We start from the raw sequence: 24,571 nt of genomic DNA on the forward strand, positions 1-24,571 counted from the left end.
GGCCTGAAGCCAATCCCTTGTGGGGGGATATAAACATGGACCTCGGTTCGATGGTTGCATGAAAGGTCCCATTCAAATGTAAAGCCTCATGGGAACCATGTGGCCGGTAATTATTCATCACCTGTTTATCGCTTTTTGATGCCGCGAGTAGGCGGGGCTTGGAGAGGGTCATCGGGCCAGAAGTGTTTGGGGTAGCGGCCCTTCAATTCCTTTTTAACCGCTTGATAACCGGTGGCCCAAAAACTCGTGAGGTCCTGTGTGACCTGAACGGGGCGTCTGGCCGGAGAGAGGAGATGAATGAGAACGGGGACTTTGCCGTTGACCAGGCGGGGCGTGTCGCATTGTCCAAATATTTCCTGGAGTCGGACAGCCAGAACGGGAATCTCACCTGACAGATAATCCAAGGGAATGTGGGATCCTGTCGGCACGGTGAGATGGGTGGGCGCCAGGGTGTCGAGTGTTTGCCGTTGTTCTGGGGAGAGGAGTGCTTGAAGCGGCCAGGCCAGATCGATCCGTTTCAGCTGATTGAGACTTGAGAGATTGGTGAGATAGGGGCCAAGCCACTGGTCCAATGTGTGAAGAAGTGTGTCATCCGAGACGTCCGGCCAGGTAGATCCCGGTTCCGTGACGCGTCGCAGAAATTGGACGCGCGCCTGCCAGTTTCTGAGGGTGGGGGTCCAGGGCAAACAGGGGAGGCCCGTGTTTCGAAGGCCTTCAAGAAGGACGGTCAACACCAAATCAGGATCGGGATCGGGAAGGCGGCTTTCCTCCAGAATGAGTTCTCCCAATCGTCGTTGCCGGATGGACCTGACCACTTGCGTTGATCCATCCCACATTACAGAATCCGTTGACTGTATGAGATCCCCGCAATGAGTAATCAGATCTTCACGTGAAATCGGGACAGCCATATAGATGAGTGCCGTCGCTGGCGCTCCATTAAGGTCTGCGATAACGAGCCATTCTTCATGCTCCAATGGATCGGGGTGATGAAATCGCGCGCTTCGTCCATTGGCTAGGCGGTATCGTCTGGCCTCATCGGATTGTCGTTGCGCAATACGGTCGGGGTAGGCCAGCGCCAGGAGTACACCCATCTGATCAATCTGCTGCTTGGGGACATGCCGGGGAGTCGTGATGTGAAGTGTTCGTTGCCATGCCTGAGAGACTTGGCGAATACGTTGGAGGGTTCCCCTATCAAAGAATCCGGTATCCCTCTGGGCATGGGCGCTACCATAAAGCACATCAAACCTGGCGCGAAGATCGGCATGCTCTCGTGCCGTGGATCCCTTGAACAGGTCCCGTTCACTTAAGGATGCGGCGAGATCACAGGCCAAGGCTCCTGAGTCCAGCTCCTTCCCCTTCAGGACCATATGCGCAAGCCGCGGGTGCATGGGGAGCTCGGCCATAGACCGGCCATGATCGGTAATGTGGCCTTGGGCATCGAATGCGCCAAGGGAGTGAAGAAGTTGTCGTGCCTGAGCCATGGCCCCCGAAGGAGGAGAATCCAGCCAGAGCAATTTCTGTGGATCCTGAATGCCCCATTGTGCCAATTCCAACGCAAGAGAGGTCAGGTCTGCATCCAGAATTTCCGGTGCGGTGCGCGGGGTGAAGGTACGCTGTTCAGCCTCAGACCAGAGCCGCATACACAGACCGGGTTCCAGACGTCCTGCCCGCCCGCGACGCTGTTCGGCAGATTGTTGTGAGACCGTGAGGGTTGTCAGCCGGCTCATACCGCTGCGTGAATCAAACCGTGGGATGCGCATGAGTCCGGTATCGATGACCAGGCGAATGCCTTCAATGGTCAGACTGGATTCGGCAATGTTGGTGGCTAATACCACTTTGCGCCATCCGGGAGGCGGCGGAAGAATGGCCTGGTCCTGGGCCTGGGCGGACAAATCACCATAGAGCGGAGCGATAAGGATGTGTGAGCCAAGCGGAAGGTCCGCCAAGATTTGCTCTATTCGTCGGATTTCTCTGGCTCCCGGAAGAAAGACCAAAAGGTTGCCCGGTTCGGTCTTCAGCAGGCGATGAATGGTCTGTGCCACTTGAATAGCAAAATTTTTGCCATCCGGTTTTCCGACGTAGCGGGTTTCAACGGGAAACATGGTTCCCTCGCAGGTGATCACCGGAGCCTGTTTTAATTGTTGCGAAATGGCTGCAATGTCCAGTGTGGCGGACATGATCAAGAGTCGAAGGTCTTCTCGAAAGACCTTCCGGGATTCCAGACATAGGGCCAGCCCCAGATCGGCTTGCAGACTGCGTTCATGGAATTCATCAAAGATGACCAGGCCATAGCTCTCTAATGATGGATCGTGTTGAAGTATTCTTGTGAGAATGCCTTCGGTCACCACTTCCAGTTTGGTATTCGGGCTAATTTTGGTATCCAACCGGGTTCGGTACCCGACAGTGGTGCCAACGGCTTCACCCAGGAGATCAGACATGCGGCGTGCCGCTGCGCGCGCAGCCAACCGTCGGGGTTCCAGCATGATGATGGTTTTGGGAGTCAGCCACGGTTCCTGGAGAAGAGCCAGCGGGATCTGTGTCGTTTTTCCGGCGCCCGGCTGTGCGGTGAGAAGGACGATGGGCTGTTGGTTCAGCGTCTGTCGTAATTGGGGAACGACGGCATCAATAGGATAGGATGGGCGCTTCATGGAGGATTATGCGAAGGTGGGAATATGGACCCATGGTTTCTGAATAAGTCGCAACGCTCTCATGTTGACAAGGAACTTACCTGAAAAGACCAAGGGGGAGCATCTCTTTCACATTTAGATGCATGGTCTTACCATATTGCGAACATTCGAGGTACACTGAATTATTGAAAAAAATTGCTCTCAGGTGTCAGATGTCCGGGATGCTATTGACTGAACAAATTGCTGTGAATGTGACCAATTAAATCAGGAGGAAATGAACCAATGAGGACAGGTAGGAAGGGGAAAGTTTTCGCAGGTGTTTGCGGGATGATGGGACTGTTCATGATTGCCTCACTCGCGATGGGGAGTGAGCCTGGATTTGATTCCTCAAAGGGAATGCTCACAGTGGATGGTCATGTGGTTCCGGATATTGGCCCCCTTCCGACGGTGGTCCCCACACCACCGACAAATCTGAATTATGCCGCAAAAATTTCCTTGGGCAAACAACTGTATTTTGATGGACGGTTATCCAAAAACAATGCGATCTCCTGTGCTTTCTGTCATAACCCTGTCACGGGATTTGCCGATCCCAATCAAACTTCGGCGGGAGTTGGAGGACTGCGGGGAGGCCGGCAATCGCCGACTGTCTACAATACCGCATTTAATCCCTTCCAATTTTGGGACGGTCGAGCCGGCTCTCTGGAAGAACAGGCCATTGGTCCTATTCATAATCCCGTTGAGATGGCCGAGACCCATGAAAGTGTCGTTCCTAAAATTGCGAAAATAAAAGGCTATGAGGAAGAGTTCCAGAAAGTATTTGGAACCGGTGTCAGTTTGCAGGGAATCGCGGAAGCGATAGCCGCCTATGAACGCACCATCATTTCCACCGATTCGACTTTTGATAAATTTGTTTTAGGTGATCCCAAAGCGATGGGCGAAGACGCCAAACGTGGGATGGACGTGTTTAAAGGAAAAGGCCGGTGCATTCTGTGTCATAACGGTTCTAATTTTACGGATAATCAGTTTCACAACCTCGGCGTGCCACAAGTCGGACCGATGAAAGAAGATTTGGGCCGGTATTATGTGACTCTTCGAGAACGCGATAAAGGCGCATTCAAAACTCCAACGCTTCGAAGCATTACTGAATCCGCCCCGTATATGCATGACGGCGCTTTTAAAACCTTAGAGGAAGTTGTCGACTTTTTCGATGAAGGTGGGAAGGCGAATCCTCAGTTGAGTCCGTTGATGAAACCCCTGGGATTGACACCGCAGGAGAAAACCGACCTTATTGCTTTCATGCAGGCATTGACCGGCGAACCGATTCCATTTGAGTTTCCAACGTTACCAGAGTAAAGCGGATTAAAAGGAAAATCGGTGGATATTCGTTTCTAAGTTGGTACCGTAATCGTATATATCATCCTGCTTGTGGGAAAGGTGTTGGCAGATGATCCCACAGAAATTGGGGAGCAGGGAGACCTATTGTCTGAATTGTCACGGGGCGAAAGGTCTGGGTAATCGTCCCGTGGCGGGAAGTTTGACGCCCATGCCCGCCGACATTTCCTCCGAAATATTCTAGAAAAAAACAGAAGAAAATTGTTTAAAAGTATCCGAGAGAGAGAGTCGGGGAACACCATGCCCTGCTGGAAGGGAGAGTGATTCTGGCCGTTCAAACGGAATGTCCTCGCTTATCCGCGAGGGTTTGAGAGATCATTCAACGGGTGAAGGAAACTCGGAGAACGGCCTAGTGGGTGGGGAGGAGCTAACACGTTGTTTAGCGCAGTCCATTTATAAATGATTGACTAATTTCCCCTCTGGCCACTTCGGTCACAGGGCCTTTCATCGTAATGTTGTATTGAGAATCAACGGTAATATCTAGAGTACCCCCCTGGGCTTTCACCCTTACGGGGCTTTTGACTAAGCCCAATCGGACTCCTGCAGAGGCTGCCGCACAGGCCGATGATCCGGAGGCTTGTGTTTCCCCGGCACCCCGTTCCCAAATCAAGATAGAAATGGCTCGCGGCCCGGTGGGTATGGCAAGTTGGACATTGGTTCGTTTCGGGAAAATAATATGATTTTCCAGTTCAGGGCCGATCTCAAGAAGGTCCTGGCGGGTCCATTGTTCTTCCTGTTTCTTATACACCACGCAATGCGGATTTCCGACGCTGACGCCTGTAAACCGAAGAGATTGCCCTGCAGCCTTGACCGGCTGCTGAATCAACTCAGGCACCCGTAAGGTGCAGGGGAGGGAGATGGGTTGAAACGATGCTCGTCCCATGTCAACGGTGGCCCCATTCACGAACCCATGACCGTTGAGGTCCAGATGAATCTCAACCAGGCCGCCCTTGGTTTCGACGGTAAAGTGTTTTTTCCTCGTTTGCTTGGTGTGGTACAGATAGCAACCGAAAATCCGCAGTCCATTACCGGACTTTTCCGCCTCACTGCCGTCAGGGTTGTAAATGCGCAGACCAAAGTCGGCTTTTTTGGAAGGGCCGAGCGCCAGAATGCCGTCACTTCCTACTCCCCAATGCCGATCACAAAGAGCCCGGATGGTCCGCGGTGTGAGTTTAAAAGACATTTTGGCCGGGTCGAGGGCAATATAGTCATTCCCCAAGCCATGTCCTTTGAAAAAAGTGTTGTTCATGCCTGCTCCACAATGGAATGGACTGCTATCGGGTGATCGGCCCTGCCTACAAGGCTTTTTCCCGGCTGGACGGTAGGGCCTGAATTATACGTAAAAATGTTGAAAGAGGAAAGCACTTAAGGGGAGAAAACGTCGAAGAAGGCAAAATCTTATAGCGAATTAGCCAACCATTTGCCTGATAAGAACAGGAGCCGGTCTATCTTGATGATGGAGAGGATGCAACCAGGAGTTCGCGCAAGCCATTTATTAGAAGTATGGTGGAAAAAGGTCACAATGGGGCGGTGTCCCACCTCAGATCGGTTCAATGCTTTTCCGAGCACATCGAACAGTCCATTTGCTCGCAAGCCTTAGGGGTTGAATGGGAGGGAAGGGCCATGGGCCTCGCTGCCACGGGTTAGTGAAAGCGAGGCCAAAATATCAGATCAATCACGAGAAGAAGGTGGAGCTCATTGAGCCTTCTTGGACATGTTACGAGCCGACCGGCGTTCGTTGTCGGTGAGGTAGCGCTTACGCAGGCGCACATTTTTGGGAGTCACTTCGACCAGTTCATCATCTTCGATGAATTCCAACGCGAATTCTAAGGTCATTTCCCGTGGCGGGATAAGGTGAATGGCTTCATCGGTTCCAGACGCCCGAATATTGGTGAGTTTTTTCTCGCGAAGGGCATTCACGACCAGGTCGTTGCCTTTGTTGTTGACCCCAACCAGCATGCCCTCGTAAATATCGACTCCAGGATGGAGGAATATTTCTCCACGGTCTTGAAGACCCCAGAGACCATAGGCCACGGCCTGTCCAGGACCATGAGCAATGAGCACGCCGGTCGAACGATGAGGAATCTCTCCTTTAAACGGCTGGTATTCATAGAAAATTTGTGACATGACTCCGCTTCCTCTGGTCATCCTCAATAATTCACCGCGAAATCCTAAAAGGGCACGCGAGGCAATGTGGAATTCCATGCGAACGGTGCCGACCGCGCTGATTCGCAGGTCTTTCATTTCGGCTTTCCGGCTGCCGAGCGCTTCGATAACCGCACCCTGATAACCGGGGTCTACCTCAATGACCACGAGTTCAACGGGTTCCAGGGTTTCGCCGTCCACCTCCTTGTAAATGACTTTGGGCGGGGATACCTCTAATTCAAACCCTTCCCGACGCATAGTTTCGATTAAAATGGACAAATGGAGTTCGCCTCGTCCCGAGACGGTAAATCGCTCGCCACCGTCGGCCTCCTCAACTTTAATACCGACATTCATCATGGCTTCGTGAGCCAGGCGCTCTCGAATGTGTCGGGACGTGAGAAAGCGCCCCCCGTCCTTCCCGGCCAAGGGGCTGGTGTTATGAGAGAAGTTCATGGAAATCGTCGGTTCATCCACGTTGACGGTCGGTAAGGCAGTCGGGTTTTGAGGAGAGGCTAAGGTTTCTCCCACCCGAACGTCCTGATGCCCGGCAAGGGAAATAATGTCTCCGGCTTGAGCGGAACCGGTTTCGACCCGGGTCAGACCCTGATAGGCCAGAAGCTTGGTGACCTTACCCCGAGAAATGGTGCCATCCCGTTTCACGGCGACGATTTGATTGCCGACTTCAATCATGCCATGGACAATCCGTCCCACAGCCACACGTCCAATATAGGAATCATATTCCAACATGGTCACCAGCATTTGAAACGGTTGCTCAGGATCAGCCACTGGCGGCAAGACCCGATGGATGATCGTGTCCAATAAAGGCTTCATGTCGACGGCAGGATCATTTAAATCCAGGGTGGACTTTCCTTCTTTTCCGGATGCGTACACAATGGGGAAATCTAATTGTTCGTCGGTCGCGTTGAGTTCACAAAATAAATCAAATGTCTGATTTACGATTTCTTCGGGCCTTGCACTGGGACGATCGATTTTGTTGATCACCACGATGGGTTTGAGATGCAGTTCCAAGGATTTTTTCAGGACGAATTTGGTTTGGGGCATCGGGCCATCAAAGGCGTCCACGAGCAGGAGCACGCCGTCCACCATTCGCAGAATTCGCTCGACCTCGCTACCAAAGTCAGCATGGCCGGGGGTATCAACGAGATTGATGCGGGTATCTTTAAAGAGGAGGGAAGCATTTTTCGAAAAGATCGTAATCCCACGTTCTTTTTCTAATGGATTTGAATCCATAATGACCGCTTCGCCTTCTTTAAATACATGCGCGCCGGTTTGCCTGAGCAGGGCATCCACTAACGTTGTTTTGCCATGATCGACGTGAGCGATGATGGCGACATTGCGAAGGTCTTTTCGGCGTTTTTGATTCAGCATGAGAGTCGGTTCCTTTGTTGGGCACAACCAGACGAAGCATGAACGACATTGTTCTATGCTGAGGTTGCGTATCGAGGCCGGTCTGAGGAGGTTTGGGCTACGGCACCGGCCAGAACAGCCGGAGAATGGCTTGGATCCTGCAAGACGGTCGATTCTTGCAAAACCGTACAGGAAGATCAGTTCTAATGCAACTGGTTTTCCTTGACTTTCCTTAAATTTCAAAAAGCCCCCTCAACGTTTGACGGCCATTCTTTCCCCTTTCCTAAGGAAATTCTTGAAGGTGAGATTCACCGGAACCTACTTAGCCTCCGATTTAAACGAAGGCGATATACCGGGGCGAATTAGGCGGGCTTTAGAGTTTCAAGACGATGGACTTACGTCGGGTAAAACCGATAAACGCAAAATGGTCTCATGATAGGGTGGAAGAGGTTTTCCCGTTCGCTCCAGGTGTTGGGCCAGGATATTTTAGCTGAGACAGGGCCCTTTACCATGTTATGCTGAGGTTATCCCCATCCCAAATACAAAGGCTTGCGTAGGGTAATGAAGATCCTCGTGCTGGAAGATGATCAGGAAACGGCGTCCTATATTGCCAGTGGTCTAATCGAGGAAGGATACGTGGTCGATATTGCTACGGATGGGAAGGAAGGGTTTAAAAAGGCCATCGATGAGGTGTATGAAGTCTTGATTGTTGATCGGATGCTACCCAGTCTTGACGGGATTAGCCTGGTCAAAGGACTGCGAACTACGAATGTGAAAACCCCAGTACTCTTTCTCAGTGCCTTGGGTGGGATTGATCACCGAGTCGAAGGACTCCAATGTGGTGGTGATGATTATCTCACTAAACCCTTTGCCTTTTCGGAATTAAAGGCTCGAGTTGAGGCTCTGCGTCGTCGTCCGCCCATGTCAATGATTGAGACACGGTTGCGCGTCGGGGATCTTGAAATGGATTTACTCACCCGAATCGTAAAACGGGGAGAGGTGTGCATTGAGCTTCAGCCTCGGGAATTCCGCCTGCTCGAATATCTCATGCGAAATGCCGGTCAGGTGGTGACCCGCACCATGCTGCTCGAGCATGTATGGGATTTCTATTTTGATCCCCGGACCAGCGTGGTCGACACGCATATCAGCCGTCTGAGGATGAAAATCAATAAAGGCTTTACACAGCAACTGATCCATACCGTCCGCGGCACGGGTTATCGTATGAGTGCCGATGCGTAAGCTTCTACGGACGGCCAGTTTCCGATTAACCCTTTTCACCGCGTGCCTGTTTGCGGTTTTTGTGATCACCACATTTGTCGTTTCCTATTGGATAGCCGTCCGGTATCTACTTGAGCGTGTTGACGGAGAAATCACCTGGCAGATTCAGATGCTCGTCAAGGAGTATCAGGCCGGATCTCTTAATTCGGCGAATCCCGATCTGGTGGAACCGGGGACTTACCTTCTGTTGCGGGATAGCGCCGGAAGATCAATTGTTCAGAATTTGCCGTCAGGGGCTCCTGTCCGAAAATGGTTTCAGGAGCTGCCACCGAAAGAAATCCCGATTGATCATGCATCACATAAACTTCGCGCGCAGACGGTGTTGTTACCGGATGGCACCCAATTGACGGTCGGGCAGGATTTAAGAGATCTTGAAGCGGCGAAAGAATTTTTACGGCAAGCGTTTGGCTGGTTGTTAGCCGCTATTCTCATATTGGGGCTTGCCTGTGGAGCGATTGTGAGCGCCATTACTTTGCGACGTGTGGAAGAAATCAATCTCACTGTGGGGGACATTATTAATGGGCACTTTGACCGTCGTATCTCTCTTAAGGGAACCCATGACGAATTTGATCGGTTAAGTCGCCAAATTAATCTGATGCTGGCACAAATTGAAAAATTGATGGGAGGATTGCGCCAGGTTTCAATAGATATGGCTCATGATTTGAGGACGCCGTTGTCGCGGATGCGACAGAAACTGGAAGGAGCGCGTAACAGGGCGACCTCTCTGGAGGATTATGAGCAGGCTATTGATCAGGCCCTCAAACAAAATGATGAAATCCTGGAAACGTTCAGTGCCCTTTTGGGAATCGCACAGTTGGGCTCTGGTGCCTACCGGCAGAAATTTCATGAGATCTCACTCAGTGAAATCTTTGAAATCCTTGAAGAAACCTACGCCCCGATTGCCGAGGAGCGTCATCAAATTCTCTTTGCGACCATCCAACCGGATCTGCAGTTCCATGGGGATAGCAGACTGATCACCCAAATGCTCGTCAACCTCTTGGAAAATGCCATTCGCCATTCCCCGTCAGGTGCCCGAATCTCTCTCATCCTTTCTCAACGACTATCCGGGGTAACGGCCGTCATTACCGATACGGGACCTGGCGTTCCGGAATCCGAACGAGAAAAAATTTTCCAACGCTTTTATCGACTGGAAACCAGTCGAACGTCAACCGGTAGCGGGCTTGGCCTTAGTTTAGTTTTGGCGATTGCGGATCTTCATGGAATCCGTATCAGTCTTTCCGACAATCATCCAGGATTACGTGTGACACTGGAATTTCCCATGCACAATGCCCAGTTGTACAAAAAACCCGCAACCTTACCAATCCGTAATAATTTAAAACAGGTTCGGTAAGATTCATTCGTGTATAATTGGGAAATTATTAACCGTTCAGATCTTTTACTTCTCAAATTTTTCTACGTTGGGACAAGATCGGAGCTTCACAAAGGCGAAATGGGGCAGAACTTTCGGAATGACGATCAGAATGAATCCTCGTGCCAACAAGAATGACATCCCCCCCCAATTCCGAACGATCAACGGGATTCGATTTCAAACTTCACGGGCAGCATAGGCTGCTAACAAACCCTATTTCCCCATTCTGGAACTGTTCCTGCCTTAGCGCTTGAGTGTATGGAGGTTATGTATGCGTCCACGTCGAGTGACGATATTGGATCTTGTTACGAAGGGACCGACCAATTCTCTCTATGCCCGGGTCATGAATCAAAACCTGGCGAGCATTATGCCGCAGGTCGTTGGGGTGTGGTGTGAAGAATTAGGCCATCAGGTTCGCTTTGTCTGCTATACCGGTCGTGAAGATCTTCACCGGGAATTGCTGGATGAGACGGATATTGTGTTTATCGGGGCTTTTACCCGGTCCGCTCTGACCGCCTATGCCATCAGTAGCATGTTTCGAGCTCGAGGGGCCGTGACGGTACTGGGCGGGCCTCATGCTCGGAGCTATCCGCAGGATGCGGCCAAGTACTTCGATTATGTCGTGGGGTTTACGGACAAGAATCTCATTCAGGATATTCTGGCGGATTGTGCGCAGCATCGTCCTCTAGGAGTTCAGCTCGCAGCAACCCGGCAACCGACCGCGTTGCCTGGAGCGAAGGAGCGCTGGAAATTTATTGAGCCAACCATCGCCAAGGCGCCCACGTCATTTAAAGTGGTGCCGATGATCGGCAGCATGGGGTGTCCCTATACCTGCGGATTTTGTGTGGACGCCAATGTCGACTATCAGCCCTTGTCGTTTGACCAGATTAGCGAGGATCTCAAATTTCTTCGGACAAAGTTGAAGCGACCGATTGTGGCCTGGCACGACCCAAATTTCGGGGTGCGGTTTCAGGAATATATGAATGCCATTGAAACGGCGATTCCACCCAATAGTATTGACTTCATTGCAGAAAGTACCCTGTCGCTCCTGGCCGAACCGCACCTGAAACGCTTAAAACAAAATGGATTCAAGGCGATTTTGCCGGGTATAGAGTCGTGGTATGACATGGGCGATAAGTCACGGACCGGTCGCCACACCGGACAGGACAAAGTGAGGCAGGTGGCCGATCATATCAATCTGATTCTCCGCTATATCCCCTATGTCCAGGTGAATTTTGTGTTGGGCTTGGATTCCGACAAGGGACCTGAACCGTTTGAACTCACCAGGAAATTTCTGGATTTAGCGCCCGGGGCCTTTCCGGCATTTTCCCTATTGACGGCATTTGGCCAGGCCGCGCCGTTTAATCGGGAATTGCAACGGGACGGTCGGGTGCTCCCGTTCCCTTTTCATTTTCTGGATAATAATCATGCGATGAATGTGCGGCCCAAACATTATGCCTGGCCGGAATTTTATGATCATGTCGTGGATCTGTCACGGCATGCGTTTTCCTGGCCGATGATTGCCAAGCGGGTAATGCTGAATCGTGGCTGGGTTCCCAGATGGTTTAATTTCATTCGGTCGGTGTCGAGTGAAGGGTTTGGCCGGATCAAGTATCACACCAAGATCAGAGGACTGATGGATACGAATGTGTCGTTCCGAAAATTTCTGGAAGGGGAAACATCAGAACTTCCAATGTTCTATGCCAGGAAAATCCGCGGAAAATTAGGTTCGCTCTATGACATGCTTCCTGAAGGGGCCACGATGCATGATCATCATGCGTACCTTAATTCCTATCAGGACCCGATTCCTCCTCTTGTCGCATTAAGCCCACTCCCCAAGGTAGAAAGCGCGGCTATATAAGAACAAGTCAGGACTGCATTATCGCATACCTCAGCCTCAGTCTTTCAGATGGCTACTCGGGGTTATGCGTGACTCTGGGATTTTCCACTTAGCCTTCCCATTCAGCAGACCAATAGATCGCCAACCTTAATAATCGGGAAAAATTCAAGCAGGTTTCTCAAAGATGAAGTCAAGAGGCCATACCATCGTGATCGCCAGGAACGAGACGCCCAAGATTGTCGACAAGGGTCGTGGAAATTTTATTCGCGTTCTTCGGGCCCGTGTTGATGACCATTTCGCGGGCAGGAATCGCCGTGATGATCTACGCCTGTATCTGAAATCAGCAATCGTTCTTATCTGGTTTTTTATCTCGTTTGGTATGCTGTTGGCCAGCTCAAACGGTGCATTTCAACTGCTTCTTTGTGTGTCAACGGCCTTCGCCGCCTGTGGGGTCGGATTCAACATCTTCCATGACTCGATCCATAATTCTTTTTCGGCCAACCCCACCGTCAACCTGTTCCTTGCACGGAGCTCCTGCGCCATGTTAGGCGTCAGTCGGTATTTCTGGCGCCATAAGCACAATGTTCTGCACCATAGTTATACGAATATACTGGAATGGGATGATGATTTGGAGACAAGAGGGGCCCTGCGGATGAGTCCTCGGCAGGCTTGGGAAAAAAAATTCAAGCATCAGCATCTGTATTGCTGGTTCCTCTATGCGTTGTCCACGATCGAATGGATCTTCATAAAAGATTTTGTCCACTATTTCACGATGAGGATCAATCAATTTCAGAAATATCCATCAATGTCGAGCAGAGATGAAATCGAATTCTGGACATTTAAGGCGATGTATTTTTCCGTGTTCATCGTCACGCCTTTCCTTTTTCAGCCGTTCTGGAAATGTGTCGTAGGTCTGGTGATTTTCCACCTCACGCTAGGTCTGAGTGTGACCTTGATCTTCAATCTGGCTCATATCATGGAAAAATCCGCGTATCCGAAATCGCGGGGAGAGAATCCGCCTAATGTCGAATCCGAATGGGCAGTCCTCCAGCTAGCCACAACAGTAAATTTTGGAAGAAATAATCAATGCCTCACATGGTTTTCGGGGTGCCTGAATTACCAGATCGAGCATCATCTATTTCCTAAAGTGAGTCACACGCATTATCCGGAGATCAGCAAAATCCTCAGACGAACTGCCGCAGAGTTCCACATTCCTTATAATGATTGCCCCACCTATCTTTCCGCACTGAAGAGTCACTTTCGCACATTGAAAGCGTTGAGTGAGTTACCCCGCTTGGGTGTTCATCCTGTGCCTTAAAGAGCTAGCTCCTCTTCCTGAAAGATCCAGTCCCTAATGGGTGAGTAGGAGTAGGATGATGAAAGAACGCATCATGGGGTCACAAATTTTGATGGTGTGTTGGGGTAACCCCGCCAAAACCAGAAGGAATCACCGAATCTTTGTGTGGCGGATGTATGAAGGACGGAATGGGGGAAGGGGCACAGGTTGAAGACGCACAGTCCAGGCCCCTTAAAAAATGCGATCATTCGCACAAGTGCTGCAGAAGGACCTGAACGTGAGGGAAGCCACATCGATCCTGAAAGAAAAATTCACCATTGGAAACACTGGTCCGTTTTAATTTTCTGCTGAGTTTTGGCATTATTCTTTTACCCTTTTCCTCTTCTTCAATTATCCCTTCTTTGTAAGAGGAGACCAAGGGAGGTAGGAACGGTTGATAGCTTTCCCGCCCCCAGGAGTGAAGACATCCTCAAATCCATGAGGAGACCATCTAAAGGCTTCAACATCCTTTACCCACATTATATTCAGTGTGGTTATGAGCCCTGAGCCTGACAAAAAAGGTGCAGCGGTCAAGGTTCCGCCGCCACTCATTGTTCTAGTCGTCCTGCTTCTGGCCTATGCTCTGGAGTACGTGGTTCCCCTCAGGATTCCACAGTCATCGGTTTTAGATTTTGCCGGGTATGCATTGGTCGGGATTTCACTCTTACTCATCGTTATCACCTCAAGGTCATTCCGGCGTCTGAACATACACATTGAACCCTGGAAGCCAACTACGAAGATCATCACGACCGGGTTCTTTGGTATCTCACGCAATCCGATTTATCTGGCGTTGTGTGCCATGTGTATCGGTGCCGGCATGATTCTTCATAGTTGGTGGGTGTTGTTCGGCGCGATCCCTGCAGCCCTGTTGCTCTACCATTTCGTCATCGCACGCGAAGAGGCCTATCTTGAACAAAAATTCGGGGAGGCCTATGTGCAGTATAAAGCGAGCGTCAGACGCTGGCTGTGATCTCATCGATGAGCGATGTGAGGATTTTTTCTACGCCGTTTTTACGCCACGTCATGTGCTGGAACACTTCCGTTAGGTTTGCCACACCTGTCTGTTTCTCATGCTATGCTTCATATTCTGTTATGAGAATTCACTGTTCATACTCCTACTCGATTTCAATTCTCTACCGCTGACGCTTTTTCTGCTTTCACCACATACCGGAGCGGCCCTCCGGGTATGAGGGCATCAAAGGGGTAACAGGTCGTTAAGATCAAAGTTTCCGCCTGGTCATAATTGCCAAGACGAGTGTGTCGACTATCCACCACGGTGAGTTCCTGAACGGTAAAAGCCGATCGATGGCCGGTCGGCCATTCCACATAGATGAGATCGTCTTCCAGAAGATATTGTAAGAATTGAAAGTGTGTATCGCGATGTCCGCTCACCACGATGCTGCCAGGTTCACCAGGCTTTATACTTTTGGAAAGCTGCCCAGGCCCAAAGGCTAACGATGGTCCGCTGGCATCGGCCAGGATAATCTGGTCGATGCCATGTCGCGGAACAATCAGTCGTCCCACCGGCCAGGTGTCGGCCCATGGCCAGGGCTTGGCTGGCTGCTGTGTCTTGAGAGTCGTACTCCACGCCTGTTGCAAAAGCCATTGTGCGGCAATAGCCTTCATGGGCATCCACAGCCCCTGACCGATCAAACAGATTCCCAGGACCAACATCAGGCTTCCCAATACTCGACGCACACGCGGTATTACGTCCGTGCGGCTTGTTGTCGCGTCCATAACCATCCAATCCCGACCATGAAGATTCCTAACAGAAGATAAAGTGTGGAGGGTGTGGCTGTTTGTGGCCAGCCGAAGATTGCCTCGTATTGCATGCCATGCGGAAGGTTGGTCTTCATCGCATGGGATTGGAGTGGGCGATGTTCAGGCCGCGCCGGATTGGTTTCCACGGCGACCAGGCTTGTGTATTTGCTCACGAGATGATGCCGGAGAGCCAGGTCAATGACGGCCTGTCGGAGTTCCGTTTCCTGTTCGGATTGATCAGGTTGGAACGATGAAGCCTGTTGATCCATGAGTTGGGATATTTTTTGCCTGGCCCAATGCACCGCGATGCCTGAACGGGAAAGTCCGGCTGTGAAAGGCAGAATTCTTTTCCAGGGAACGGTTCCGTGCGTCCCGGAAATGGTCAGATGGGCGGGAGGGGTTTTTGATCGAAACGCGGCCATGAGCGGTTCCCCGGCATACACATCCGGCAGTGGAGCAGGAAGAAGATCCCATGCCCCATCGGTGGAACCTTCCAGTGCGAGATTAAGAAATGCGGGTTGTTCGAGTTTCACAAACAGGCGATGCATCTTGTCTTGCACCTCTTTCGTGGTGCCGATGTAGGTAAAGGTGCCGCGGCCATGTCGCGCGGCCTTCCGCATAAAATGTCCGTTGGGTGCGGAGCCGATGCCGACGGTAAACAAGCGGGTCTGGCCGAGGAGACGTTGAAGGGTCGCGAATAATTCCTCCTCATTGCCGATCAATCCGTCGGTGATAAAAATGACCTGCCTGAGAGATTTCTGTATTTCTTTTTGATGAGACAATGCTTGAACCACAGCCGGAAGCATTTCCGTCCCGCCCTCAGCTTGAAGGCTGTTCACATACAAAATCGCGCGTTGAATAGCGCGGGTGTCAGCCGGCACGGCCTGCGGAAATAAATGTTTTGTGATGGAATTAAATTGAATGATGTTGAAGCGGTCCTTAGGCGTCAGACGAGACACGGCTAGGGTGAGTGCGGCTTTGGCCTGCACAAGGGATGCGCCTGCCATGGAGCCTGAGGTGTCGATGACAAAGATAACTTCGCGGCTCAGTTCATCCGGGCCGTCTTCGATGAGTTGTGGGGGAAAGAAAAACACCAGACCGTAGGTGTCACCGTCGTGTTCCTCTAGAAACAGTTGGGTTTGGGCTTCATGGGTGGCTTGCGGGGTCCAGGCTAATTCGAAGTCGCGATCGGCAAATGTGGAAGAGTCGGTCAACTCTATGTGCGTGCGTCCGTTGGAATGGGTTTCAATATGAATGGGGTGAGTCGGGGATTCCACTTGATCAAGCAGGAAGCCGGGTGCCAGATCGATATGAAGGGTAAAGGGATTGATGGGGCCTTGGCCAGGATGTTGGACCGGTGGCGTAATCCGTGACGCATCGGGAACCTGGTCGGTGTTGACGGCCCATCCCAAACCGGTTGTATGCAGTTGTGCCTCGACCATAGACAGGGGAGTGCCCGGGATATAGCGGGGCCCGACCACCATCGGAAACCGGAGAGAAAACCGGCCCTGGTCGTACCGGACCGTATCCTGAATTTCAATCTCCACAATGATGGGTTCCCCCGGTGCAAGATTTGCCACGGATGCGGTAAACACATTGGGTCGTTCCTGCTCCAGCAAACTGGCGCGCTGTCCCTTGCGCTTGGCCTGTTCAAATGTTTTCCTGGCTTCGGCCCGTTCTTGAATGATTCCTTCAATCACCCGGTCGCCGATCCGCATACGCAGGTGATCGACGGCCGCTTGTTCGGGTAACGGAAAGACATAGATGCCCTCGGCCCATTCCGCACTGGGATTGTGAAAGGTTTGCGAGACGGTGGTGCGCACGATCAGCCCGCTGATGGTGGTGGTGACATGGGTGGAGACGGTGGGGGCGGGGAGAGTTGTTTCCCCGGACATCGGGCGAATCATCAAGCCCGGTTGCAGGTCCGGTCCGGCCTTGTGAGCTGGTGCCGTGACTTGAGATTCCAGAGGTTGAGCAAAAACAGGAGGAAGGCCCAGGCAATCCACCACACTGCCGGTGAGCCAAAACGCGAGAGGCAGAAGAAGTTGCTTCCAGTAATTCATACCTGCTCCTTTATGGTCGTGAGAGGTCCTTGTGAAAACTGTCCGTCAGGGCGGGCCCGGGCTGACCCACAGCGTGGTGGGCCAACCCGGGGTGAGAGTCTTAGGGAAGGGACTCGACCGTGATGAGTGGATCGGAAGAGACAAATTCCTCCTGAATGTCTTCCGGCAAGGAGACTTCGGTGTCCGTAGAAGCGATTTGTGGTTCGTCAGTTGTCAGAACTAGTTCTTCCGCAGCCGGGCTGTCCGTGTCCGCAGGAATCATCGACAGTTGGAGTTCTTCTCCTTCTGTGGTTGAAGCAGGGAGTAACGCCACATGGGCCCGCCGGTTTTGTTCAAAACATTCCGGCGTCTCTTCCTGGCAGATCGCTCCGTCTTTCCCCAACGTGTCCACCTGGACGTCGTCCTCAGGAATGCCAAGCGACAGCAGGTAGGTTTTCACGGACTGGGCTCGCTTGAGCCCCAACGCACGGTTATAGACATCCGGCCCCTGAGCGTCAGTATGTCCCACGATCTGAAGGGTGCCGCTCCATCCTTCCGGCCTGCTCTCCATCTGGATTTTAAGATTGTCCTTGGCCTCGTCGGATAAGGTCCATCCGTTAAATGCGAAATAGACATCCGTCTCTGCCATCGGCGGGTTCTCACCCGGTCCGGGGATCGGGGTGATCTCCTCGGTCAACGGCTCTTCACCCGAGGCCTGGCTCACTGCCATCGGTTCGTAAGAAGCGGGTTGCCGTTCGGTGGAGGTAAACGCACCCGCCATTTGCCCTTTATCAATTCCCTGAGAAGCCGTGGCAGGCAGCGGGACATCCTCGGAATACATCAAGAGGCCGCCTATACCAATGACCAGAATGAGTAAGCCGGAGGCCAGATAGACAATTTCCTTGGTATCCGTTGGACCGGCTCCGGTCTCAGGGTTTGGGGTTTCCGTGTGCTTCTGTGATGCGGGTGGCTGAGAAATTTTCACGTTCATGTCTGTCTCCTTGGTTAAGTCGTTAAGAAGTAGTCGTTGGTATGTCCGATCGTTTTGTTTCGCGATCTCTTTTGATAATCCGCCCTTTGGCCCCTGTAACTGTTCACCTCCTTTCCGGTTGCGAATGCGATTGTTGAAAAGGTCCTATCGCAAGGGGCTTGCCATGACGATGAAAAGAAAAAGATGTTGTAAAACAGTGGTTTATGCGTGATGTGGGAGTGGTGGTTTTGCGGGGATTGCGGGGACGAATGAGTGGATGCGGGGATATCCCCGCATCGTCTATTAAGAGAGAGGAGGCTCTGGGGTTATTTCTCCGCCGTATCAGCAGGGTGGGTGTTATTGCGATTTTTTGTAATGCCGGGTTTCGGCCCGGCAGCCGAGGTCCTTTTGTTTCGGCAAAAGGACCCAAAACCAAGTGACGCCCCGTCTGGCCTCATGAGAGGGGACGGACGCCAGGTTGAGGAGGGCGGACCAACTCACCTGGCTCAAACAAGGTCCGCCAGGGAATCAGAGCGTCCTCCCGTGGGCCAGCCGGCAGGCGTCGGACCAAGGGAACAACCTCAGTCGAGACTTCGTCATAACTGCAGGGTTGGCATTGTCGTGATGTTCTGTGATGCCGGGTTTCGTCCCGGCAGCCGACCCACTTTTGTTTCGGCAAAAGTGGGCAAAACCAGTGACGCCCCGCCTGGCCGCATCGGATTGATCGGACGAGGAGGAGGAAGAAGCGGGCTAACTCGCGGGGCTCGAACAAGCCCGTCAAGAAAAAGAGCGTCGATCATGGGACGGGTGGCAGGCGTCGAAGTTCTCAACTGAATTGTCATTCTGAGTTTTGCGAAGAATCTGTGCCCAGACCACCCATGGTGTTTAGGTAGTATGGCATTAGTTGACATGGCCTACACTCTGTCCTACTTTTTCTTGCATAAAATCTACATCTATTCCTATAAAAAGGAGGAGTGAAATGGCTGTCAAAGATATTGCCAGACAAGTCATTGACTGACGCATTACCTGATGAGGGCACAATGGATGATGTTATCCATGCCGTTTACGTGAAAACAAAATTTGAACATGCTGAGCGTGAAGTCCGCGAAGGAAAAAGGGGTTCCCCATGAAGCAGCCAAACAGAGTCTGCAAGAATGGGTCAAGTAATATGGTCTCCATCTGCTTTTAATGACATAGATGCGATCGCGGAATAAATCGATCTTTTATTGGTGTTCTCCAGGCCTCTTACCTTGTCATCGGAAAAGGCCTCCGTTAATGTACATACAAGTGCCATACATAAGGAGAAGTCATCATGAGCGTCAATAACCTGTTACGAAAAGCCAAGCCTGTCAATGTGCGAGAAGCCCAAGCTCAATTATCCAAGCTGATCAAGTCAAAGTCTCCCTCCATGGTCCTCTCCCATGGCAAACCGGTTTCGTTCCTCGTGCCCTATGCAGATATGGTGGATCTTGTCGAAACGCTTGACGAATTAAAGGACAAAAAACTCCTTGGGGAAATCGAACAAGCCCGGAAAGACTATGCTCAGGGCCAAGCCGTACCCGCCGAGCGCCTCTTCAAAAAAATGGACGTCTAGATGGCCTATGAAGTTGTCTTGCCCAGTGAGCGGGTGGAGCGCCTCTTTCAAGAAGTCTTAGAAAAAATTCCTGCCGACTCCTAAAAACGATAAATGCCGGGGTTCGTCCCGGCGGCCGACCCACATTTGTTTCGGCAAAAGTGGGCAAAACCATTGACGCCCCGCCCGGCTCATCACATTGATCGGACGCGAAGGAGAGGAGACGGGCTAACTCGCGGGGCTCCCACAAGCCCGTCAAGAAGAAGAGCGTCCGATCATGGGACGGGCGGCAGGCGTCGGAGTTCTCAACCGAATTGTCATTCTGAGCCACCGGCGAAGAATCTGTGCCCAGCCCGACGATTGTTTTTGTTCTTGAAAAGAGACCGAGTAGATTTGAGTCTTTGGTTTCGGCCTCGAATAATTTCCGAATAAACACGAATCTTTCCTTGACTTATCTCGACGATTATTAAATTATCTCCTGGCGGGGACGTTAAATGAGCCTTGAATGGCTTATGAAGGCGTTGTCAGAAATTTGATCTTATTCAAGAGCTGGCAGTTTCGGCTCTTTTGTGGACCTGCCTAATTATTTTTAGATTGCGGGATCAATAATGCTTTGTCCACATTGTGAAACCGGCATAAAGCTTGACTTCAGTGGAACAAGTAATGTTTATCCTGCTGAACACAAGGCTAAAAAACAATGGGGTTTTGACCTTGCCCACGGTTTTTGTCCGCAGTGCGAACAACTCATTGTTTTGCGACGTTACGGCACCTATTGGCAACACGACGACGAATTTGAGAGTTCGCGGGAACTTTTTTCAGAGAGCGAGGAGATTCTCTATCCTGTGGTTCGGCGTTCTAAACCCGTGGATCCAGAAGTACCCGAACGGTTCAAAAACGAATACGTTGAGGCCTGCGCGGTACAGGAGATCAGTCCGAAGGCAAGCGCGGCCCTCAGTCGTCGACTGCTTCAGGATATTCTGCACAACCATTTTAATCTGAAGGCTCGGAGCCTCGACAAAGAAATCGATTTGTTCCTAGAGCTACCAGGAGTTCCTCAAGCGCTCTCATCCCAAGTTGACGCTGTTCGAAACATCGGAAATTTTGCTGCACATCCTTTGAAAGACTCCAGCACAGGAGAAATTATTGATGTCGAACCCGGAGAGGCAGAATGGCTTATTGGCACAATTGAGGCCATGTTCGATTTTGTATTCGTTCAACCAAAGCGACTAGAGGAACTCCGAAAGCGACTTAATGTCAAACTTGCTGCTGCTGGCAAGCCACCTATGAAATAAATGTTTTACCCACGATAAGCAGGACTCTACCACCAACCAGCTTGGCCAGCTTGTGCTTGGAGTCAGATCTTACGACCTGCAACTCATTGTATCGGGGTCAAAATTAAGTTTTTTGCTCAGAAAAATCATCTATGGTGTGTTCTACGGAAAGAAATGAGCAAATCCGATTCTTATGGGGATTCTCCTAAACATTGAGTGTTATGCGGTAAAGGATTGAAAATATGCTATTTGAATGGGAAGAAGAGGTAAAAGGATTCAAGCCTGTAACTGGAATGAGTATAGTCGATTCGCTTGATGGGGACGAGAAGGACCTCGAAAACTATCTAAAGGGGATCATTGGAGACCTTCTTTTCCCAGAATACCTGGTGTTTGGCAATGAACGCAGTTTTCAGAAGGAAGCAGACCTGTTTGCGGTCAATAGTAGCGGGGACCTAGTAATTTTTGAGCTTAAGGTAAAAGGGCACTATGACCGCGGAAAAATTTATCAAGCGTTGGATTATGCACAGCATTTTTCATTCTGGCGCTACAAAGAAATGAACGACCATTCCCAAAAATGCTATCCCGAGCGAAACGAATTAATAGATGCCTTTGAGGATCACTTCGGTTTTCGGGTCGATCCTACGGAATTCAACAAGAAACAAAAGGTCATTGTAATTTCTCATTCGTCGTCAGAGGATACGGGAAGGGTTTCTAGCTACTGGAAGGGATTGGGTGTCGATATAGAAGAATACTTCTATCGGTTCTATGAGGTGTCTGGAAAGAGGTATTTTGAACTATCAAATGAACTGTGGTTCCAGAAAAATTCCTACAATTGTTGGATCAATACCAACAGGAAATACAACCCCAAGGCATATTTGGATATGGTTAGGGGACGGAAGGCGGCCACTTATGGAGATCGCCGTAGTATTATCGGATCGTGGATGAATAAGTCGTATATATTCCTTTATCACAATGGCTTTGGAGTTATTGGGGTTGGAAGGGGTACAGCAACAATACAGGAATTCTACAATGACGAATTGCAAGAAGAGGAGAGATCCATTAAATTGAGCAACTTTATATGTGGCGTTGACCTTGCCACAGCAGATATCACTACGTGCCTTTCACCTGGTGCGATTAAAGAGCTTCTGCAGCGAGATTTCTATTTTCCGAATTCATTAGTAACACTGTCGGAATTTGAGGCGGAAAAGCTATTTAAAGAATGCAAGAATACCTTTAGATGATTGCACAAAATGGCAATGCACCAGACGACAATTCCGCTGTGCTCCATTACCGACGATGAACTTTGGCGTGTATTAGCGGGTTAAATCTGCTGTTGAGAGTCGAAGGTAAAGTATCAGAGCTTTATTTTGGGGTACTTCTCCCGTCTTGATCCAGTGACAATGACAGATTTGCATAACAACAGGATGCAGCAGACTCGCATGAATCCGGGTGTCGTTGATGCTTAACGCTAGGTGGCGAAATACCTGTGTCTCGAAACATTAGAAACCCTAGTAATGTTTGTACGTGACAACCCAAGGAATAAAGGTACAGCATGAAGTCCGATATATCTACAAAGCTAGCAACCGAAACAGCTTACTTCCAACAACTAATCGCAGACATCAAAAAGGGGGAAATCAAGATACCTCAGTTTCAACGAAAGTTCGTCTGGAAAGACGATCAAGCGTTAGACCTGCTCGATTCTGTGGCAAATAGATATCCGATTGGCAGCGTTCTGCTCTGGAAAACTGTTGAAAAGCTCAATGCAGCGAGGGACATAGGTAGCTTCCGTTTGCCTACCACAGACGAAATCACGCCGACGAATTACGTATTGGACGGGCAACAGAGGTTAACAGTTATGTACTCGTGCCTTGGAGCGAGTGAAAAGGAAGGCGGTTATACCGCGGCTTATGATCTCACAAGCGAAATTTTCATTGAAATCAAAGGGCCCATATCCAGACCAGACATATTTCCTCTCCGAAAGATGTTCAACACCACCAGCTTATTGAACTACCGAACTTCGTTGTTAAATCTGCCCAATGCTGCCATCCTGCAAGAGCGACTCGACGATATTATTTCCGCATTCACTCAGTACAAACTTCCAGTAGTTACACTCAAGGATCTAACCATTGAGGAGGTTTGCCCAATCTTCGAAAGAATCAATAGTTCAGGTACAAGACTATCCACATACGACCTCATGGTTGCAGCCACATGGGCTGAAGACTTCGACCTGAACGAGAAGGTAGCCGGTGTGCTATCTGCGCTTGATTCAAAGGGTTACGGTAGTACGGAACGCTCTACAATCCTTAAGGCACTCTCCGCCGTACATTCTGGATCTATTCAAGATAAATCGCTTCGCGAACTTCGAAACCTTTCGACATCACAGATTGAAAGCTTGGCAGCGCGTACCGAATCCGCACTTAGGTCTGCAGTAGATGCACTTAGTACCCAGTTCCTAATTCACAGTTGGGATTTCTTGTCCTACGAAGCCGTATTGCTTGTAGCGACATACATTTTCAGAGATGCTAAGGAATTATCCGCGTTGCAGGCCAATCGCCTGAAGCAATGGTTCTGGCGGGCCTCGTTCGGAGAACGTTATAAAATCGGCGGAGAGAACTTTGTTTCGCGTGACCTAGAGGTTGTCAAGACGTACGTCCTCAATGGTGAAGGGGATGGTGAACAGTTTGGCCGTGTGCCGAATCCCAATGATTGGGGAAATACTCAGTTTAAAAGCAATGTGGCTAGGTCAAGGGCATACATCTTGGCTTTGGCATCTGCTCCCCCGCGTAACCTCACCAATGGTATGTCCATTGACGTTCAAAGTGCTCTTTCAGGATACAACAAGAAAGAGTACCACCATATCTACCCAAGAGCGTATCTGAAAGCCATCGGAGAAACGCTTGAGTCTAACGCCTTGGGAAACATCGTCATGCTCACCTCTACGTCCAATAAGACCATAAGTGATAGTCCCCCCTCGAAGTATGTTCCGACAATTGTCGCAGCGCTTGGCAAGGACGCTGACGAAGTTTTCACTTCAAACCTCCTACCGAAGCCCTCGTCTTTCAGTTACAAAAAGGCGAATTACTCCGACTTCCTTGCAGCACGAGGGAAGATCATATCCGACTATGTCGCTGGACTGATCTCGGGGTGATGATCGGCTCTGCATAACGGCGAACTCTTGCCTTAGTTCATACAAACAGCTAACGCCAAGCTAGTGTTTCTGGGTAACTACAAGCTTGTAGCCTAGCATGGCGCGAACCTAAATAGATTGGGTCTTGCAATATAATAAAATATGCAGATTAATTAAACCGAATGAGAATTGTGTTATTAAAATACCTGTCAGCCATGACGAATGTATCGAGGATACAGGAACTTTCCTTGATGGGTTTCAGGCATTCCAATTAATTTCCCCTCCCCCTCCCTTCCCCTGACCGACGCCTGCCGTTCGGCCCCTAATCGGACGCTCTTGTTCTTGACGGGCTTGTGTGAGCCCCGCGAGTTAGCCCGTCTCCCCCTCCTTCGCGTCCGATCAATCTGGTGAGGCGGAACGGGGCGTCAATGGTTTTGGGTCCTTTTGCCGAAACAAAAGGACCTCGGCTGCC

Annotated in this window: 17 protein-coding genes; 11 read left to right on the top strand and 6 right to left on the bottom strand. The window is 50.6% G+C overall.

Annotated features, from left to right (window positions below):
- Nucleotides 1–125 precede the first annotated feature (125 nt).
- Complete coding sequence (hrpB, locus tag PJI16_12670; protein ID MDT3778414.1) at nucleotides 126–2,648, bottom strand: ATP-dependent helicase HrpB; 2,523 nt, start codon at nucleotides 2,646–2,648, stop codon at nucleotides 126–128.
- Nucleotides 2,649–2,954: 306 nt separating this feature from the next.
- Between hrpB and PJI16_12675 the strand changes: the two genes are divergently transcribed.
- The gene (locus PJI16_12675) at nucleotides 2,955–3,980 is read left to right on the top strand and encodes a cytochrome c peroxidase (GenBank protein MDT3778415.1); all 1,026 of its coding nucleotides are present in this window, start codon (nucleotides 2,955–2,957) and stop codon (nucleotides 3,978–3,980) included.
- Between the two features lie 418 nt (nucleotides 3,981–4,398).
- On the opposite strand, the gene dapF is transcribed toward PJI16_12675, so the two are convergent.
- Entirely contained in the window at nucleotides 4,399–5,268 is an 870-nt protein-coding gene (gene dapF, locus PJI16_12680; protein MDT3778416.1) for a diaminopimelate epimerase, read from the bottom strand.
- A 446-nt stretch (nucleotides 5,269–5,714) separates the two neighbouring features.
- On the bottom strand, nucleotides 5,715–7,553 hold the full coding sequence (typA, locus tag PJI16_12685) for a translational GTPase TypA (protein ID MDT3778417.1): 1,839 nt from the start codon (nucleotides 7,551–7,553) through the stop codon (nucleotides 5,715–5,717).
- Nucleotides 7,554–8,093: 540 nt separating this feature from the next.
- On the opposite strand from typA, the gene PJI16_12690 reads away from it, so the two are divergent.
- The 5 genes from PJI16_12690 to PJI16_12710 all read left to right on the top strand — a co-directional run bounded on the left by PJI16_12690 (nucleotide 8,094) and on the right by PJI16_12710 (nucleotide 14,325).
- Nucleotides 8,094–8,771, top strand: a complete 678-nt coding sequence (locus tag PJI16_12690) for a response regulator transcription factor (GenBank protein MDT3778418.1) — start codon at nucleotides 8,094–8,096, stop codon at nucleotides 8,769–8,771.
- A complete protein-coding gene (locus PJI16_12695) occupies nucleotides 8,764–10,161 on the top strand; it encodes an ATP-binding protein (protein ID MDT3778419.1) in 1,398 nt (465 codons plus the stop codon). Before PJI16_12690 ends, PJI16_12695 begins: the two co-directional genes overlap by 8 nt.
- Before the next feature lie 289 nt (nucleotides 10,162–10,450).
- Nucleotides 10,451–12,040 carry a radical SAM protein gene (locus tag PJI16_12700; GenBank protein ID MDT3778420.1) on the top strand — a complete coding sequence of 530 codons (1,590 nt, stop codon included), beginning with the start codon at nucleotides 10,451–10,453 and terminating at the stop codon, nucleotides 12,038–12,040.
- 163 nt (nucleotides 12,041–12,203) lie between these two features.
- Nucleotides 12,204–13,337, top strand: coding sequence for an acyl-CoA desaturase (locus tag PJI16_12705; protein MDT3778421.1), 1,134 nt, complete (start codon nucleotides 12,204–12,206; stop codon nucleotides 13,335–13,337).
- Between the two features lie 514 nt (nucleotides 13,338–13,851).
- Entirely contained in the window at nucleotides 13,852–14,325 is a 474-nt protein-coding gene (locus PJI16_12710) for an isoprenylcysteine carboxylmethyltransferase family protein (GenBank protein ID MDT3778422.1), read from the top strand.
- A gap of 155 nt (nucleotides 14,326–14,480) precedes the next feature.
- Here PJI16_12710 and PJI16_12715 read toward each other — a convergent pair whose 3' ends face one another.
- From PJI16_12715 to PJI16_12725, 3 genes are all read right to left on the bottom strand, one after another.
- On the bottom strand, nucleotides 14,481–15,092 hold the full coding sequence (locus tag PJI16_12715; GenBank protein ID MDT3778423.1) for a class GN sortase: 612 nt from the start codon (nucleotides 15,090–15,092) through the stop codon (nucleotides 14,481–14,483).
- Nucleotides 15,062–17,179, bottom strand: a complete 2,118-nt coding sequence (locus tag PJI16_12720) for a marine proteobacterial sortase target protein (protein ID MDT3778424.1) — start codon at nucleotides 17,177–17,179, stop codon at nucleotides 15,062–15,064. The genes PJI16_12715 and PJI16_12720 overlap by 31 nt, the downstream gene beginning before the upstream one ends.
- Nucleotides 17,180–17,279: 100 nt before the next feature.
- Nucleotides 17,280–18,149 (bottom strand): OmpA family protein, encoded by an 870-nt coding sequence (locus PJI16_12725; protein ID MDT3778425.1) that lies wholly within the window; start codon nucleotides 18,147–18,149, stop codon nucleotides 17,280–17,282.
- A gap of 333 nt (nucleotides 18,150–18,482) precedes the next feature.
- Here PJI16_12725 and PJI16_12730 point away from each other — a divergent pair, with 333 nt between their 5' ends.
- The 5 genes from PJI16_12730 to PJI16_12750 all read left to right on the top strand — a co-directional run bounded on the left by PJI16_12730 (nucleotide 18,483) and on the right by PJI16_12750 (nucleotide 24,120).
- Entirely contained in the window at nucleotides 18,483–18,962 is a 480-nt protein-coding gene (locus PJI16_12730) for a hypothetical protein (GenBank protein ID MDT3778426.1), read from the top strand.
- 478 nt (nucleotides 18,963–19,440) lie between these two features.
- Nucleotides 19,441–19,722, top strand: coding sequence for a hypothetical protein (locus PJI16_12735; GenBank protein ID MDT3778427.1), 282 nt, complete (start codon nucleotides 19,441–19,443; stop codon nucleotides 19,720–19,722).
- A gap of 587 nt (nucleotides 19,723–20,309) precedes the next feature.
- A complete protein-coding gene (locus PJI16_12740) occupies nucleotides 20,310–20,993 on the top strand; it encodes a DUF4145 domain-containing protein (protein MDT3778428.1) in 684 nt (227 codons plus the stop codon).
- A gap of 221 nt (nucleotides 20,994–21,214) precedes the next feature.
- Nucleotides 21,215–22,213: a hypothetical protein gene (locus PJI16_12745; GenBank protein ID MDT3778429.1), complete on the top strand. Its 999-nt coding sequence runs from the start codon at nucleotides 21,215–21,217 to the stop codon at nucleotides 22,211–22,213.
- 311 nt (nucleotides 22,214–22,524) lie between these two features.
- Nucleotides 22,525–24,120, top strand: a complete 1,596-nt coding sequence (locus tag PJI16_12750) for a DUF262 domain-containing protein (GenBank protein MDT3778430.1) — start codon at nucleotides 22,525–22,527, stop codon at nucleotides 24,118–24,120.
- The last annotated feature ends 451 nt before the right edge of the window (nucleotides 24,121–24,571 follow it).

This window comes from Nitrospira sp. MA-1, from assembly GCA_032139905.1.
Classification (GTDB): Bacteria; Nitrospirota; Nitrospiria; order Nitrospirales; family UBA8639; genus Nitrospira_E.